This window comes from Parvibaculum sp., assembly GCF_035511255.1.
Lineage (GTDB): Bacteria > Pseudomonadota > Alphaproteobacteria > Parvibaculales > Parvibaculaceae > Parvibaculum.
Genome location: NZ_DATKFR010000201.1, coordinates 1 through 15,226 on the forward strand (window position 1 = coordinate 1; position 15,226 = coordinate 15,226).

General features: G+C 62.6%; 17 protein-coding genes. 14 read left to right on the forward strand and 3 right to left on the reverse strand.

The features are described from left to right. The 3 genes from VMR03_RS07665 to VMR03_RS07675 all read left to right on the forward strand — a co-directional run. On the forward strand, nt 1–1,428 hold a 1,428-nt coding region (locus VMR03_RS07665), incomplete at its 5' end, for an ABC transporter permease (RefSeq protein ID WP_325403872.1). 1 nt (nt 1,429) lies between these two features. Further along, complete coding sequence (locus tag VMR03_RS07670) at nt 1,430–2,551, forward strand: ABC transporter permease (protein ID WP_325403874.1); 1,122 nt, start codon at nt 1,430–1,432, stop codon at nt 2,549–2,551. A 24-nt stretch (nt 2,552–2,575) separates the two neighbouring features. Next, nucleotides 2,576–2,932, forward strand: coding sequence for an Lpp/OprI family alanine-zipper lipoprotein (locus tag VMR03_RS07675; protein WP_325403876.1), 357 nt, complete (start codon nt 2,576–2,578; stop codon nt 2,930–2,932). Nucleotides 2,933–3,020: 88 nt separating this feature from the next. Here the strand turns inward: VMR03_RS07675 and VMR03_RS07680 are convergent, their stop codons facing one another. After that, nucleotides 3,021–3,941, reverse strand: coding sequence for a L,D-transpeptidase family protein (locus VMR03_RS07680; RefSeq protein WP_325403878.1), 921 nt, complete (start codon nt 3,939–3,941; stop codon nt 3,021–3,023). Between VMR03_RS07680 and VMR03_RS07685 the strand changes: the two genes are divergently transcribed. Next, nucleotides 3,940–4,461, forward strand: a complete 522-nt coding sequence (locus tag VMR03_RS07685) for a L,D-transpeptidase family protein (protein WP_325403880.1) — start codon at nt 3,940–3,942, stop codon at nt 4,459–4,461. The genes VMR03_RS07680 and VMR03_RS07685 overlap by 2 nt on opposite strands. Before the next feature lie 11 nt (nt 4,462–4,472). On the opposite strand, the gene VMR03_RS07690 is transcribed toward VMR03_RS07685, so the two are convergent. Next, nucleotides 4,473–5,354, reverse strand: a complete 882-nt coding sequence (locus VMR03_RS07690; RefSeq protein WP_325403882.1) for a universal stress protein — start codon at nt 5,352–5,354, stop codon at nt 4,473–4,475. A gap of 156 nt (nt 5,355–5,510) precedes the next feature. Continuing rightward, nucleotides 5,511–6,494, reverse strand: coding sequence for a zinc-dependent alcohol dehydrogenase family protein (locus VMR03_RS07695; RefSeq protein WP_325403884.1), 984 nt, complete (start codon nt 6,492–6,494; stop codon nt 5,511–5,513). A 184-nt stretch (nt 6,495–6,678) separates the two neighbouring features. Here VMR03_RS07695 and VMR03_RS07700 point away from each other — a divergent pair, with 184 nt between their 5' ends. The 10 genes from VMR03_RS07700 to VMR03_RS07745 form a co-directional block, all read left to right on the forward strand. Further along, nucleotides 6,679–8,211 (forward strand): PAS domain S-box protein, encoded by a 1,533-nt coding sequence (locus tag VMR03_RS07700; protein ID WP_325403886.1) that lies wholly within the window; start codon nt 6,679–6,681, stop codon nt 8,209–8,211. Then, nucleotides 8,208–8,831, forward strand: coding sequence for a response regulator FixJ (gene fixJ / locus VMR03_RS07705; RefSeq protein ID WP_325403888.1), 624 nt, complete (start codon nt 8,208–8,210; stop codon nt 8,829–8,831). Before VMR03_RS07700 ends, fixJ begins: the two co-directional genes overlap by 4 nt. A 105-nt stretch (nt 8,832–8,936) precedes the next feature. Next, the gene (locus VMR03_RS07710; protein ID WP_325403890.1) at nt 8,937–9,317 is read left to right on the forward strand and encodes a response regulator transcription factor; all 381 of its coding nucleotides are present in this window, start codon (nt 8,937–8,939) and stop codon (nt 9,315–9,317) included. Between the two features lie 114 nt (nt 9,318–9,431). Beyond that, nucleotides 9,432–11,129 (forward strand): cytochrome-c oxidase, cbb3-type subunit I, encoded by a 1,698-nt coding sequence (ccoN, locus tag VMR03_RS07715; RefSeq protein ID WP_414693157.1) that lies wholly within the window; start codon nt 9,432–9,434, stop codon nt 11,127–11,129. Between the two features lie 11 nt (nt 11,130–11,140). Then, the gene (gene ccoO, locus VMR03_RS07720; RefSeq protein ID WP_325403892.1) at nt 11,141–11,869 is read left to right on the forward strand and encodes a cytochrome-c oxidase, cbb3-type subunit II; all 729 of its coding nucleotides are present in this window, start codon (nt 11,141–11,143) and stop codon (nt 11,867–11,869) included. 8 nt (nt 11,870–11,877) lie between these two features. Then, nucleotides 11,878–12,045 (forward strand): cbb3-type cytochrome c oxidase subunit 3, encoded by a 168-nt coding sequence (locus VMR03_RS07725; RefSeq protein ID WP_325403894.1) that lies wholly within the window; start codon nt 11,878–11,880, stop codon nt 12,043–12,045. Continuing rightward, complete coding sequence (ccoP, locus tag VMR03_RS07730) at nt 12,042–12,926, forward strand: cytochrome-c oxidase, cbb3-type subunit III (protein WP_325403896.1); 885 nt, start codon at nt 12,042–12,044, stop codon at nt 12,924–12,926. The genes VMR03_RS07725 and ccoP overlap by 4 nt, the downstream gene beginning before the upstream one ends. Before the next feature lie 38 nt (nt 12,927–12,964). Then, nucleotides 12,965–14,488, forward strand: coding sequence for a cytochrome c oxidase accessory protein CcoG (ccoG, locus tag VMR03_RS07735; protein WP_325403898.1), 1,524 nt, complete (start codon nt 12,965–12,967; stop codon nt 14,486–14,488). Continuing rightward, nucleotides 14,485–15,009 carry a FixH family protein gene (locus VMR03_RS07740; protein WP_325403900.1) on the forward strand — a complete coding sequence of 175 codons (525 nt, stop codon included), beginning with the start codon at nt 14,485–14,487 and terminating at the stop codon, nt 15,007–15,009. Before ccoG ends, VMR03_RS07740 begins: the two co-directional genes overlap by 4 nt. An 18-nt stretch (nt 15,010–15,027) precedes the next feature. Continuing rightward, nucleotides 15,028–15,226: heavy metal-associated domain-containing protein (locus VMR03_RS07745; RefSeq protein WP_325403902.1), on the forward strand; the 199-nt coding region annotated here is incomplete at its 3' end.

Genomic DNA, 15,226 nt, shown 5'->3' on the forward strand with positions numbered 1-15,226 from the left:
GTCGACCCGATCATGCGCGACCAGTTCTGGCGCTATCTGATCGATCTCTCGCGCAACCAGAAGGTGACGATCTTCATCTCGACGCATTTCATGAACGAAGCCGAGAGATGCGACCGCATTTCGCTGATGCATGCGGGCAAGGTGCTCGCCGTCGGCGAACCCCGGGCGCTCGTGGAAGCGCGTCACGCCGCGACTCTCGAAGACGCCTTCATCGATTATCTGCGCGAAGCCGGCGGCCCGGCTGTCGCGGCGGAAGACGACATCGCCGACGGCACGATCATTGGCGAGGAGAGCGCCCCACCGTCGGGCCGTCACTTCGACTGGCGTCGGCTTTGGGCCTATGCCCGCCGCGAAACGACGGAGATCCTTCGGGATCCCATCCGTCTGACCTTCGCCATGGTCGGCCCCATCGTTCTGATGCTGACATTCGGCTACGGCATTTCCTTCGATGTCGAAAACCTCGCTTACAGCGTCCTCGATCAGGACCAGTCGCCGGAAAGCCGGACGTTGCTGGAGCAATTCGAAGGGTCGCGGTACTTCGAGGCGCGCGCGGTCTCCAGGACGGAAGGCGAGCTTCTCAAGAAGCTCAAGGGCGGCAAGATCGCGCTTGGCATAGAAATCCCGGAAGGCTTTGGACGAGACCTGCTGCGCGGGCGCCAGCCGGAGATCGACGTGCTTGTCGATGGCGCCAATCCGTTCCGGGCGGAAACCACCGTCGGCTATCTGAGCGGCATCTCGCAAAAATATATTGCGCAGTTCTATGAAGGGCGGACGACGACCGCGCTTTTCAACATCGAGAATCGCACGCGGTACAATCAGGCCTTCGAGAGCGTCTATGCGATCGTGCCGACCGTTTTCACCCTGATCCTCATCCTCATCCCGGCGATGCTGACGGCCGTCGGCGTGGTGCGCGAAAAGGAGTATGGATCGATCGCGAATTTTCGGTCCACGCCCGTGACGCGTCTCGAATTCCTGCTGGGCAAACAGGCGCCCTATGTCGTGCTGGCCTATATCAACTTCCTGACATTGCTGGCCCTCGCCTTCTTCCTGTTCGGCGTGCCGGTGAAGGGATCGATGCCTCTCCTTTTCCTCGGCGCGCTGCTCTATGTCGCGGCAACGACGGGTTACGGCATTTTTGTCTCGACCTTCACCAATACGCAGGTTTCGGCGATGTTCGCCACCGCGGTGACGGCGATGATTCCGGCGGTCAATTTTTCGGGTCTTCTCGTGCCCGTTTCTTCACTGACCGGCACGGGCCGAGCCATCGGCCTGGCCTTTCCGTCGAGCTGGTTTCAGCAGGTCAATATCGGCGTCTTCACGAAGGGCCTCGGCTTTTCCGATCTCTGGCAGCCTGCGCTGATGCTCGTCTTCTTCGCGCTGCTTTATACGACCTTGGCGCGCATTCTCCTTCGGAAGCAGGAGGCCTGACATGTTGCGCCTCGTCAGAAATGTCGGTCGTCTCTCCTACAAGGAGTTGCGGAGCTTCCTCGCCGATCCCGTTCTTCTGATCCTCGTGATCTATATCTTCACCTTTGCGGTCTATTCGATCTCGACGGGCGCCAAGACCGAGGTGTCGAATGCCGCGGTTGCGGTGGTCGACGAGGACCACTCCGAACTGTCGCGCCAGATCCGGCTGGCGCTCCTGCCGCCTCTCTTCAAGGACGCCGTGACGGTGACGCCAGCCGAGGCGTCGACCGGCATGGACAAGGGAAAATTCGTCTTCGTGCTCGAGATCCCCTCCAGCTTTGAAAAGGATCTGCTCGCCGGACGTTCGCCGACCATCGCGCTCAACGTCGATGCCACCGCCATGTCGCTTGCGGGCAGCGGCGCCGTCGATATCGAGAATATCGTTTCGGAAGAGGTGCAGAAGGCGGTCGCCCATTCCGAACTCGCCGCCAGCCAGCCGGTCAACGTGGTGCTCCGCAAATTGTTCAATCCCAATTCGGAATCGGCCTGGTTCAATGCCGTCATGGGCATCATCAACAATGTAACCATGCTTTCCATTCTGCTCGCCGGCGCGGCGCTGATCCGCGAGCGCGAGCATGGCACGATCGAGCATCTGCTCGTGATGCCGGTGACCTCTGTCGAAATCATGCTGGCGAAGATCGTCGCCAACGGTCTCGTCATTCTGATCGCCGCCACGGGCTCGCTCATCGTCGTGGTGCATCATATTCTCGGCGTACCGATCGCAGGTTCGATATCCCTGTTTGCGTTCGGCATGACGATCTATCTCGTGGCGGTGACCGGCCTCGGCCTGATGCTCGCGACCTGGGCAAACTCGATGCCGCAATTCGCGCTTTTGGCGATGCCGGTGCTGATCGTGCTTCAACTTCTCTCCGGAAGCGCGACCCCCCTCGAAAGCATGCCGAGATGGTTGCAGACGGTCATGCAGTTCGCGCCGTCAACGCATTTCGTTTCGTTTTCGCAGGACGTTCTCTATCGGGGCGCCGGCCTCAACATCGTCTGGCCGGACATCATCTGGCTTTTCGGCATCGGCATTTTCTACTTCAGCCTTTCCCTCTACCGGTTCCGCCGCGCTATCGCGGCCTGACCGCCCCTGCGGCATCTTTTCCCTTTGATCGCGATCAAGGCAATTCCGGCCCGGGATAGCAAACTCTCCTCACTCGATTTCCAGATCGCCCCGGTGGGCGATGTCAATCAGGAGAGTCCCATGAATATGCTGTCACGTATCGCATTGCCGGCCGCGCTCGCCACGGCGACCCTGCTCGGCGGTTGCGCCACCACGCTCAACGAACAGGATCAGGCAAAGCTCAATCAGGCCGTGCAGGACTCTGCTGAAGCCAAACAGATTGCCCAGCAGGCGCTTACGACCGCGCAGTCGGCGGCGGCTTCCGCGGATCGCGCTGCGGCGTCCGCCCAGGCTGCGAACGAAAAGGCCGATCGCATCTTCCAGCGTTCGTTGCGCAAGTAATCCGAAGTCTCGGAGTTCCGAAGCCGGATTTTCCTGTGTGGCGCTCAGGCGCTGCCGGGAGTCCGGCTTCGCCGTAATGCGGCGCCCATCAAGGAGACGGGGACTCGACCGGCAAGGTCACTCGCACCGGAATACCGGTTCTCTGGTGCATGGCGCGCTCGACCGCATTCCAGTCGACGCGCTCCACCTCGGCGCCCGCCGTGCTCGTAATCATGTCGTCGACGTCGATCGCCGCCTCGGTGCGCGCCTTGCCGACCGTCTCGATCGTATCCGCATCGGTCTCGTAAGGATGAACCTCGACATAAAGTTCGCCGTTGGACCATCCGGCCTTAATCGGCTCGTTGACGACGGTGACCGGCGTTCCGACCGTTACAACGCTGAAGAGCGCGTCGATATCCTGCGGATAGAGCCTGATACAACCATGGCTGTCCCGCCGTCCGATGCTGTAGGGCTTGTTGGTGCCATGAATGGCATAGCCGGGCCAGGCGAGATAAAGCGCAAGCTCGCCCATCGGATTGTCCGGTCCCGGCCCGACCGATTGCGGCAGGTTCGGGGTTTCCGCGTGTTCCGACGCCGTGGGCACCCAGGTTGGGTGAATGCGCTTGGCGCGCACCTTCGTCGTGCCGACGGGCGTTTCCTTTCCCTCGCCGCCGATGCCGAGCGGAAAGCTCATCACCTGACCGTTCGCGGCGAAGTAATAAAGCCGGAGTTCCGGAAGATTGATGACGATGCCGCGTCGGACCGCCCGGGGAATGATATGCTGCGTCGGCAGGGTCAGCCATTTGCCGGCGCCCGGAAGCCATGGGTCTATATCGGGATTGGCGGTTCTCACCTCGACATATCCAAGGTCGAAGCGCCGCGCGATGTCGGGCAGGGTGTCCTCGTCGCGTGTCTCGTAGATGGTCGTGAAGCCGATGAGATCGTCAGCCGCACCAGGTTGTGCCAGGGACAGCATGGCGGCGGCGAGTATGCCTGCGCCGCAAAAGAGATGTCGGAGTGAACGCTTCATGATCCGCCTATCGCTTCGTGTCTGTGCGGTTGTCTTCTTTGTCGCTCTGATTCCCGTCGGCGCGCAGGCGACGCCGCTCGAACCCGACGAACTTCCCAAGGTCGACCGCATCGTCGTCTGGAAGTCCAAGCGCGAACTCGATCTCATGCTGAAGGGCATCGTCATCCGCGCTTATCCGATCGCGCTGGGAAGCCACCCCGTCGGTGCCAAACGTCGCAAGGGCGACGGGCGTACGCCGGAAGGCGTCTATATCATTGACGGCCGAACCCGCCGGACGGCCTATCACCGCGCGCTGCACATTTCCTATCCCGGAGAGACCCAGCGCACTGCGGCTCTTGCGAGGGGCGCCAATCCCGGCGGCGATATTTTCATCCACGGCATGCCGGCCTCCTTCGGCCGCAAGGATCCCGTTCGCTTCTTCGTCGACTGGACAAACGGTTGCATCGCGGTCGGCAACATCGCCATCGAGGAAATCTGGAACGCGGTCGACGACGGAACAGTCGTGGAAATTCATCCCTGAAAAGAAACGTCTCAATGCGCGAGCAGCGTCGGTAGAACCGCGCCGCCTAGGACATGACGCGTGAAACCGCCGAAGACGAACTCGCTGAGGCGGCTGTGTCCGTAGGCGCCCATGACGAGAAGATCGGCCTTGGCGTCCGCCGCCGCCCTGAGGATCGTATCATGGATCGACCCGGCCGGATGGGCCATGTAGGAAATCTCCGCGTTGATACCGTGCCAGCGCAAGCTTGCCGAAAGCGCATCGGCGCCGCTCGCCGTCTCGTCCTCATTTTCCGCAATCGAGACGATCGTAACGCGCGCGGCGGCGGTGAGAAGCGGCATCGCGGCGGCGACCGCGCGCGCCGCTTCCGGCGAAGCCTTCCAGGCGATGGCGATCGACTTGCCCATCTTCTTGGGTGCCTTCGCCGGAAGGAGCAGGATCGGACGTCCGCTATTGACGAGCACCGTGCCGGCCGCTTCGCGCACCATCCCGCCAAGCGCCGTTGCATTGCCGAGAACGGTCAGATCGTGGGTCCGGGCTTCGGCGACCAGTATGTCGGACTCGCGGCCCGAGACTTCGCGCCAAGCCGCCGTGACGCCCGCCTCACCCGTCGGCCTGGCCGCGATGGGAAGTTCCTCACGTTTGCAGAAGGCCTCAAAAGTTTTTTGCGCGCGTTCGGTACGCTTCTGGTCTTCTCGCTGCAGAACGTCGATGAGGTCGCCCATCACCATCTGCGTTCCCATACCCATGCCCATGTCGTAGCCGGCGGCCTGGATCAGGATTTGCTGCGGATCGGGGCGGACATGGACGCATTCGAGATGTCCGCTGAAGCCGCGGGCGACGAGGAGCGCCGCTTCGAGCGCGGCGGGGTCGCTGGAAAGACCCATGGTGGGAATGAGAATGGTCTTGAACATGGCGCTCACCTCTGCCCTATCCGGACGGCTCGTGCCTGCGGCAATCGTCAGGCCGGTCTTGTCATTGCAGTCAGCATGACGAGACGAGAAGCGGTCCGCTTTGATTGAAGTCAGAACAGGCCTGCGGCATTCGCGCCCGAGCGAGGCGCGGTGCCTTCAGGGGACCAGGACCGCGGCGCCGTTGAGCCGTCCGCGGCGCAGGTCGTCCAGTGCGTCGTTGGCGCGGGCGAGCGGATAAGTCACGGTCGTCGTGCGAACGCCGGCCAAGGGCGCTACGCGCAGGAAATCGACGGCGTCGGCCCGTGTGAGATTTGCGACCGAGAGAAGCTGCCGTTCCTCCCAGAGGATGCTGTAGGGAAAGCTCGGTATGTCGCTCATATGAATGCCGGCGCAGACGACGCGCCCGCCCTTGGCGACGGCGCGCAGCGCCATCGGCACGAGATCGCCCACCGGCGCATAGATGATCGCGGCATCGAGCGGCTGTGACGGTTTCTCGTCGGAACCGCCGGCCCAGTCGGCGCCGAGCGAGCGGGCGAAATGCTGGGCCGCCTCGTCGCCGGGCTTGCTGAAGGCGAAGACCTCGCGGCCCTGCCATTTCGCGACCTGGAGCACGATGTGGCCGGCCGCGCCGAAACCGTAAATGCCGAGCCGCCGGCCCTCGCCGGCAAGCACCAGCGAGCGCCAGCCGATGAGCCCCGCGCAGAGGAGTGGCGCAACCGCAACATCGTCGCCGAGGCCGTCGAGCGGAAAGGCATAGGCCGCGTCGGCGACCGCATGGGTCGCATAGCCGCCGTTGCGCGTGTAGCCGGTGAAGAGCGGATGGTCGCACAGGTTCTCGCGCGCCGAGCGGCAATAGGGGCAGGTCCCGCAGGTATGGCCGAGCCACGGGATGCCGACGCGCCGGCCAGGCGCCAGACCGGCGACGCCCGGCCCGACCTCGTCGACGACGCCGACGATTTCATGACCGGGTATGATGGGATATTGGGGATCTGGCAGTTCGCCGTCGACGACGTGGAGATCGGTCCGGCAAACGCCGCAGGCCGAAACGAGGACCCTGATCTCCCCATATCCCGGATGGGGATTCGGGAGGTCTCGCTCGACGAGTGGCGACCCGGATTTTTCGAGTACCATGGCGCGCATGGAGTTTCACCGTTCCTGTTTGCGAATGGTAACGGAACTGATGACCCCTCAGACGAATCATATCGTCGCAATTGGCCTGATAAGCTCGCTGATTATAGGTGAAATTCCATCTGCGAATGGTAAAATTCTTATCGCAACAAGACTTGGGATCAAGCGCGAAAAGACGCACAAGCCTCGGATACGGATGACGGACGCTCCCCCCGACAGGATTGATGACGCGGAAAGCCGTGCTCGGCTGGACGCCCTACTTGCAACTGCCGTCGATGGCATTGTCATCATCGATGCGGCGGGGATCGTTCAGGTCTACAGCCCGGCCTGCGAGCGCCTCTTCGGTTATCGCGCCGAGGAGGTGGTCGGCCGGAACGTCAAGATGCTGATGCCCTCGCCCTATCGCGAGGAACATGACGGCTATCTCGAAAATTATCGCCGCACCGGCGAGAAGCGCATCATCGGCATTGGCCGCGAGGTCATGGGCCAGCGCAAGGATGGATCGAGCTTTCCAATGTATCTCTCGGTCGGGGAGGGAAGGCTTGGTGGCGAAGGCATGTATGTCGGGATCATCCACGACATCACCGAGCGCCGCTATCAGGAACATGCGCTGCGCGAGCGCGAGGCGCGCCTCAGCTCCATCCTCGAAACCGTGCCCGACGCGATCACCATCATCGACGAGCAGGGGTTGATCGAATCATTCAGCCCCGCGGCCGAGCGGCTTTTTGGTTATGCCTTCGCGGAGGTGCTCGGCAAGAACGTCAGGATGCTGATGCCCTCGCCCTATCGCGAGAATCACGACGGTTACATGGATCGGTACCGGCGGACGGGCGAGAAGCGCATCATCGGCGTCGGCCGCATCGTCGTCGGGCAGCGTCGCGACGGTACGACCTTTCCGATGGAACTCGCGGTCGGCGAGATCATCGTCGGCCAGCGGCGTCTCTTCACCGGTTTCATCCGCGATATCACCGAACGCCAGTCGACAGAGCGGCGTCTGCAGGAATTGCAGTCGGAGCTGCTTCACGTCTCGCGCCTGAGCGCCATGGGGCAGATGGCGTCCGCGCTCGCCCATGAACTGAACCAGCCTCTCTCCGCGATCATGAACTATGCCAAGGCGGCGCGACGAACGATCGACGGGCTCGACGATCCGCAGATCGGGCGTGCCGTGGAGCTGATCGACAAGGCTGCCGCGCAGACGGGCCGTGCCGGGCAGATTATCCGCCGCCTGCGCGAGTTCATCGAAAAGGGAAAGTCGAACCAGGCCTTCGAAAATCTCAACAAGGTCATGGAGGAGGCAATCGCCCTGAGCCTCGTCGGCGTCGCGGAAGCCAATGTGAGGGTCAGGATCGATCTTCATCCATCCCTGCCGCCGGTTCTGATCGACAAGATCCAGATCCAGCAGGTTGCGCTCAATCTGATCCGCAACAGCGTCGAGGCCATGCAGAACGTCGACCGGCGCGAGCTCGACGTTTCGACCGGTCGGGAAGACGGGCAGTTCGCGCTCGTAAGCGTTCGGGATACGGGGCCCGGCCTCGCGCCGGAAGTTGCCGCCAATCTGTTCCAGCCTTTCACGACAACCAAGGAACAGGGCATGGGAATCGGTCTGTCGATCTGCCGTTCGATCATCGAGGCGCATGGCGGCACGCTCTGGGCGACACCCAATCCGGAAGGCGGGGTGACCTTTTCTTTCCGCATCCCCCTGGCTGAAACGACGGAGAGTCCGAAATGAGCGATCAGGGGCCCGTATTCATCGTCGATGACGACGCGGATGTGCGCGATTCGCTCCGCGCGCTGCTCGAATCGGCGGGTTTCGAAGTCGAGGATTATGATTCGGCGATGGGCTTTCTGGGCGGCATGTCGTCCGGTCGCGGGTCCTGCCTGGTCGCCGACATCCGCATGCCCGACATGGACGGCCTCACCCTGCAGGAAGAACTCGTGAAGCGGCAGGCGGATCTCCCGGTCATTATCGTAACCGGCCATGGCGACGTGCCGCTGGCGGTGAGGGCGATGAAAGCCGGCGCCATCGACTTCATCGAGAAGCCCTATGACGACGAACTCCTGCTGTCGAGCGTTCGCCGGGCCCGCGAACAAAGTCTCAACCGGCAGGCCAAATCTTCGAATGCCAAGGAAGCCGAGACCCGGGTCGCGAGCCTCACGGCGCGCGAACGTGAGGTCCTGGAGCATCTGGTTGCGGGGCAGCCGAACAAGGTTATTGCTCATGAGTTGGGCATTTCGCCGCGAACGGTGGAGATCCATCGGGCTCACTTGATGGAAAAGATGCAGGCCCGCAGTCTTTCCGACCTCGTTCGCCTCGCCCTGACGGCGGGCGTTCAGGCCCCCGGGGTCTAGCACCCCATCCGTATTTTTCCTGACGCCGCCCTAGGGAAAATCCCTATATCGAACGAAGCTGGCGCTTTCTATCTTGCATCCATACCCATCCGCTTGGAGGCGGTAGTGAGAACCAGTTCCGGGCGCCCGGTCTGTGTCGTCGACGACGACGACGCCGTGCGCGATTCAGTGCGTATCCTCCTCGAGTCACACGGCCTGACGGTCAGGGACTACGCGTCGGCGCGCGCCTTCCTTGCGGAGGCGGCGGCGGAGGGCGGCTGTCTGCTCCTCGACCTTCACATGCCGGAAATGAGTGGCCTCGAGCTTCTCGAGAAACTGCGCGCCGATCATGTCGGCATCCCGACGATCATCATGACCGGCCGCAGCGATGCCGGCTTGCGGGCACGCGCGCAACGCGCCGGCGCCGTCGCGTTTCTGGACAAGCCCGTCGACGAAGACGAGCTTCTGGACTCGATCCAGAACGCATTCGCGTCGTCGAACGCCTGACGCTCTGCGGCAATCTCCCGCAGCGGCGAACCGCCCTACGTACATTACCGGATTTCGCCTTAAAACAGCGCACGGCATGTTGAATGCCACAGGCAACATGAAGGAGATCGTCACATGGCGGTTTCAGGCGGGGCGGGCGGTCGTCTCCACGGAACAATGACAACATCGTCGTTCTTGACGGCGATCGTGCTGGTGGCGGGGGCGTTCTATAGCCTCGTCGTCGCGGCGAAGGCTTACGATGTCCCGATGGCGGTTCATGCGTGGATGTTCACGCTGGCCTTCGTGGGCGGCGCGCTGGCGATCGGCAACCGGCACTTCGCGGCTCTCAAGAAAGCGCCGGGTGCTGACGATGGACAGGGCTACAACGACACCATCGTCAAATACGGTGTCATCGCCACGCTCTTCTGGGCGCTGGCGGGCATGCTCGCGGGGCTCTATATCGCCAGCGAACTCGCCTTCCCGGTTCTGAACTTCGATCTGCCCTTCCTCAATTTCGGCAGGCTTCGCCCGGTCCATACTTCCGGCGTGATCTTCGCCATGGGCGGCAATGCGCTGATCGCGACGTCCTTCTACGTCGTCCAGCGCACCTGCCGCACGCGGCTCGCCGGCGATATCGCACCCTGGTTCGTCTTCTGGGGCTACAACCTCTTCATCGTGATCGCCGCGACGGGCTATCTGATGGGCGTGACCGACGGCCGCGAGTATGCCGAGCCCGAATGGTACACGGACATCTGGCTGACGATCGTCTGGGTCGCCTATCTGCTCGTCTTCCTGGTAACGCTGGCCAAGCGCAAGGAGCCGCATATCTATGTGGCGAACTGGTTCTATCTCGCCTTCATCGTCACCATCGCCGTGCTCCATCTCGGAAACAACCTGGCGGTTCCGGTGTCGATCTTCGCGAGCAAGAGCTTCAGCGCCTTCTCCGGCGTACAGGACGCGCTCATCCAGTGGTGGTACGGCCACAACGCGGTCGGCTTCTTCCTGACCGCCGGCTTCCTCGGCATGATGTACTACTTCGTGCCGAAGCGTGCCGGCCGGCCGGTCTATTCCTACCGGCTCTCCATCGTTCATTTCTGGTCGCTGATCTTCCTCTACATCTGGGCGGGCCCGCACCATCTGCACTACACGGCTTTGCCGGACTGGGCGCAGACGCTCGGCATGACCTTCTCGATCATGCTGTGGATGCCCTCATGGGGCGGCATGATCAACGGCCTGATGACGCTGTCGGGCGCGTGGGACAAGCTCAGGACCGACCCTGTCATCCGCATGCTCGTCGTCTCCGTCGCCTTCTATGGCATGTCGACCTTCGAAGGTCCCGTCATGTCGATCAAGGCGGTGAACTCGCTCTCGCACTACACAGACTGGACCGTCGGCCATGTGCATTCGGGCGCGATGGGCTGGGTCGGCTTCGTCACCTTCGGCGCCGTCTACTGCCTCGTGCCCTGGCTGTGGAAGCGTGAGCGGCTCTATTCGCTCGCCCTTGTGAGCTGGCACTTCTGGATCGCCACCATCGGCATCGTTCTCTACATCACCTCGATGTGGGTGTCGGGCATCCTTCAGGGACTGATGTGGCGCGCTTACGACACGCAGGGCTTCCTCGAATACTCCTTCGTGGAAACCGTCGCCGCGATGCACCCCTTCTACGCAATCCGCGCGCTGGGCGGCCTGCTCTACCTCACCGGAGCACTCATCATGATCTACAACTGTTGGCGGACGATCAGGGGCGATGTGAGGGCGGGCGAACCCGTCGTCGCCAACGCCGCCGGCAATGCCAACGCCAGCAGCGGCGCTCTTGCGCAGCCGGCCGAGTGAGGGAGGCGCACATGTCCAAATTCACGCATGCAGCCATCGAGAAGAATTCGATCCTGCTTCTCATCCTGACCCTCATCGTCGTCTCGATCGGCGGTATCATCGAAATCGTCCCGACCTTCCTCATCAAGACGACGATCGAGGATGTGAAGGGCGTCCGGCCTTACAGCCCGCTCGAGCTCGCCGGCCGCAATATTTATATCCGCGAAGGCTGCTACCTTTGCCACAGCCAGATGATCCGCTCGCTCCGGTCTGAAGTGGAACGCTACGGCCATTATTCGCTGGCGGCCGAGAGCATGTACGACCATCCCTTCCAGTGGGGGTCGAAGCGCAACGGGCCCGATCTCGCCCGCATCGGCGGTAAATACTCCGACGAATGGCACAGACTCCATATGGCCAATCCGCGCGACATCGTGCCGGAATCGGTCATGCCGGGCTATCCCTTCCTCGCCAGGACACCGCTCGACTATCGCCACATCGCCGACGATCTGAAGGCGCTGCGGGTGACGGGTGTTCCCTATACGGACGAAGACATCGCCAATGCGACGGCCGACCTCGAGGCGCAGGTCAATCCCGACGGCGATACCGCGGGCGTGTCCGGTCGTTATCCCAAGGCCGTCATCCGCGACTTCGACGGCGACCCGAAGACGATCACCGAACTCGATGCGCTGGTCGCCTATCTCCAGATGCTGGGCACGCTCGTCGACTTCAACGCCTATGACAGCGCCGACTTCAGCCAGTGAGCACGATCATGACACATCAGGAACTTTCCGCTCTCGCCGGTACCTGGGGACTGGTCCTCTTCTGCGTCCTGTTCCTCATCGCGGTGGTTTATGCGCTCTGGCCCGCCAATAAGCAGACCTTCGACCATCTGGCGCGGTTGCCGCTCAATGACGATCATGAAGGGGGCGCGCAATGAGCACGCAAATGCATAAGGATGACGTGACCGGCGTCGATACGACCGGGCATGAATGGGACGGCATCAAGGAACTGAACAACCCGCTGCCGAAATGGTGGATCTATACCTTCTATGCCTGCATTCTCTGGGCTGTCGCCTACTGGGTCGTGATGCCCGCCTGGCCCTATTTCTGGAACGGTGCCTGGCGTCATACAGAGGGCGTTGTCGGCTATACGCAGCGCGGTTCGGTCGCCGGCGAGCTGCAGGCCGTCGCCGCCGCGCGCGCCGACGTGATGAAACAGATCGCCGAGATGCCGATCGAGGACGTCGCGAAGAACGACACGCTGATGGAACTGGCTCTTGCCGGCGGCAAGGCCGCGTTCGGCGACAACTGCGCGCCCTGCCATGGCTCCGGCGCGGCGGGCGGCAAGGGCTTCCCCAACCTCAATGACGACGACTGGATCTGGGGCGGAACGCTCTCCGACATCCAGACGACGGTGACCCACGGCATCCGCTGGGAAGCCGACGAAGATACGCGGCAGAACCAGATGCCCCGCTTCCTCGACGACAGCATGTTGAAGAGCGAACAGATCAACGACGCCGCCGAATACGTGCTTTCGCTGAGCAACAAGGCGGACGATGCGGCCGCGGCGACCCGCGGCGCGGCGGTCTTCGAGCAGAACTGCGCGTCGTGCCACGGCGCGGACGCCAAGGGCAATCAGGAGCTCGGCGCGCCGAACCTGACGGATGCGATCTGGCTCTATGGCGGCGACAAGGAAACGATCGTTCAGACGATCTCGCATGGGCGCGGCGGCGTGATGCCGGCCTGGGGCGGGCGTCTTTCAGCGGCGACGGTCAAGGAACTGGCTCTCTACGTCCATTCGCTGGGCGGAGGCAAATAGCCGGCATCGCTCTCGCCGGCGGATGATGTGAGTATGCTATGGCGGATCCCGCTTTGAACCTGGAAAATCTCGTGGCGGAGGCCGTCGGTGCGGCCTCCGCCTCTTCCTCGTCGCATAAGGACGAGACGGCGGTTGCCGTCAATTCGCAGTTGAACCGGCCGCTCTATCAGAGCCGGATCAAGGTCCAGCCCAAGCTCGTCCATGGCACCTTCCGCCGCCTCAAATGGCTGGTAATGGCGGTGACGCTGGGCGTCTATTACATCACGCCCTTCCTGCGTTGGGATCGCGGTCCCGGCATGCCGGACCAGGCCGTGCTGCTCGATTTCCCGGCGCGCCGCTTCTACTTCTTCTTTCTCGAAATCTGGCCACAGGAATTCTACTACGTCACGGGCCTGCTCATTCTGGCGGCTCTCGGCCTTTTCCTGATGACGAGCGTCGCCGGCCGCGTCTGGTGCGGCTATACATGCCCGCAGACGGTCTGGACCGACCTCTTCATTTTCGTCGAACGCCTTTTCGAGGGCGACCGCTCCGCGCGCATGCGCCTCGACAAGCAGGGCTGGAGCCTCGCCAAGCTCGCGCGCAAGACGGGAAAGCATGCGGTCTGGGTGCTCATCGCCCTCCTCACGGGCGGCGCATGGGTGTTCTACTTTGCCGACGCGCCGACGCTTGCAAGGGAGATACTCACATTCCAGGCGCCGATGACGGCCTATATCTTCATCGGCCTCTTCGCCCTGACGACCTACACGCTGGGCGGCATCGCGCGCGAACAGGTCTGCATCTATATGTGCCCCTGGCCGCGCATTCAGGGCGCGATGTTCGATGAGGAATCGCTCCTCGTCAGCTACAAGGACGATCGCGGCGAGGCGCGCGGACCCCACAAGAAGGGAACGAGCTGGGAAGGTCGGGGCGACTGCATCGATTGTGGCCAGTGCGTCGCCGCCTGCCCGATGGGCATCGACATTCGCGACGGCATGCAACTCGAATGCATTCAGTGTGCGCTTTGCATCGACGCCTGCGACGAGATCATGGACAAGGTCGAGCGTCCGCGCGGCCTCATCGGCTACGACACGCTGCGAAATCGCGAGCGCCGGATCGCGGGTGAGGAACCGCGGTTCAACATCGTCAGGCCGCGCACCATCGTCTATGCCGCGGCGCTTGCCTTGGTCACGATCGTCATGCTTTACGCGCTTGCCACGCGCGAGATGCTGCAGGTGAGCGTTCTGCGCGACCGCAACCCGCTTTTCGTCACCTTGTCCGATGGCAGCATCCGCAATGGCTACGAGGTCAAGATCATCAACAAGGATCATCTGAGCCACGTCTATCGCGTGTCGATCGAAGGCCTCGAGGGCGCGCGTCTCGCGGGCATCACCGCCGGCGGAACCGACGCGACGGAAATCGCCATCGGCCCCGACAATCTCAAGAACGCGCATTTCTTCGTGAGCCTGCCGGCGGATCGTCTCGCCGCCCTGCAGTCGGGAGAGGCGAAGCTCCGTTTCGTCGCTACCTCGCAGGAGGGCAAGATCGCCGTCGGCAACACGACTTTCCGGGGACCGATCCAATGAACGTCGAAAACAGCGATTACCACCCGACACTTCGCTTCGGGAAGATGACCGGCCGCCGCTTTCTCGTCGGCATGATCCTCGCCTTCGGTGTCATCTTTGCGGTCAATGGCTTCTTCATCTTCAAGGCCCTCTCGACTTTCGACGGCATCGAGATCGATGACGCCTATCAGCGCGGCCGCGCGTACAACAAGGACCTCGCCGCCATGGAGGCGCAAAGGGCGCTGGGCTGGAAGGCCGAGCTGTCGGACCCCGTCACCATGGGCGGGGTCACGCATTTCGCCGCCCGGTTCGCCGATCGCGACGGCGTGCCGCTTCAGGGTCTCAAGATCAAGGTGACGTTCTGGCGTCCGGTCAGCACCGGCGATGATCGCTCGGAGGCGATGCGCGAGGTGGCGCCGGGCCGCTACGAGGCCGACTTTAAGCTCGCTCATGAAGGCAACTGGATCGTCCGCATCGCCGCACAAGGCGCCGGTGGGAAGTACGCCGAGGAAATGCGCGCTTTCGTAAAACAGGCAAATTAAAGCCGGATTGAGGTCGAGATGAGCGAAGCCGCCGCCGAAACAAAGCCGGAAGTCTCGCAAACCGCAAACCGGGAGGCGTCTGTCTCGCGCGCCGATCCGGCCCTCTTCGTTCGCCTCGACGATACGGACCATCAAGCGAAGCTCGATCTCGTCGTCCAGTCCATGCACTGCGCCGGCTGCATGCGCCGTATAGAGCGCGCCCTTGGCGAGCTCGACG

What these genes read in the sequence shown, in the direction of transcription:
- VMR03_RS07690 (WP_325403882.1), bottom strand. Translation starts at nt 5,354, where the DNA reads ATGTTCAAGACCATTCTCATTCCCACCATGGGTCTTTCCAGCGACCCC.
- VMR03_RS07725 (WP_325403894.1), top strand. Translation starts at nt 11,878, where the DNA reads ATGACACATCAGGAACTTTCCGCTCTCGCCGGTACCTGGGGACTGGTC.
- ccoG (WP_325403898.1), top strand. Translation starts at nt 12,965, where the DNA reads ATGGCGGATCCCGCTTTGAACCTGGAAAATCTCGTGGCGGAGGCCGTC.
- VMR03_RS07670 (WP_325403874.1), top strand. Translation starts at nt 1,430, where the DNA reads ATGTTGCGCCTCGTCAGAAATGTCGGTCGTCTCTCCTACAAGGAGTTG.
- fixJ (WP_325403888.1), top strand. Translation starts at nt 8,208, where the DNA reads ATGAGCGATCAGGGGCCCGTATTCATCGTCGATGACGACGCGGATGTG.
- ccoN (WP_414693157.1), top strand. Translation starts at nt 9,432, where the DNA reads ATGGCGGTTTCAGGCGGGGCGGGCGGTCGTCTCCACGGAACAATGACA.
- VMR03_RS07695 (WP_325403884.1), bottom strand. Translation starts at nt 6,494, where the DNA reads ATGCGCGCCATGGTACTCGAAAAATCCGGGTCGCCACTCGTCGAGCGA.
- ccoP (WP_325403896.1), top strand. Translation starts at nt 12,042, where the DNA reads ATGAGCACGCAAATGCATAAGGATGACGTGACCGGCGTCGATACGACC.
- VMR03_RS07700 (WP_325403886.1), top strand. Translation starts at nt 6,679, where the DNA reads ATGACGGACGCTCCCCCCGACAGGATTGATGACGCGGAAAGCCGTGCT.
- VMR03_RS07680 (WP_325403878.1), bottom strand. Translation starts at nt 3,941, where the DNA reads ATGAAGCGTTCACTCCGACATCTCTTTTGCGGCGCAGGCATACTCGCC.
- VMR03_RS07740 (WP_325403900.1), top strand. Translation starts at nt 14,485, where the DNA reads ATGAACGTCGAAAACAGCGATTACCACCCGACACTTCGCTTCGGGAAG.
- VMR03_RS07685 (WP_325403880.1), top strand. Translation starts at nt 3,940, where the DNA reads ATGATCCGCCTATCGCTTCGTGTCTGTGCGGTTGTCTTCTTTGTCGCT.
- ccoO (WP_325403892.1), top strand. Translation starts at nt 11,141, where the DNA reads ATGTCCAAATTCACGCATGCAGCCATCGAGAAGAATTCGATCCTGCTT.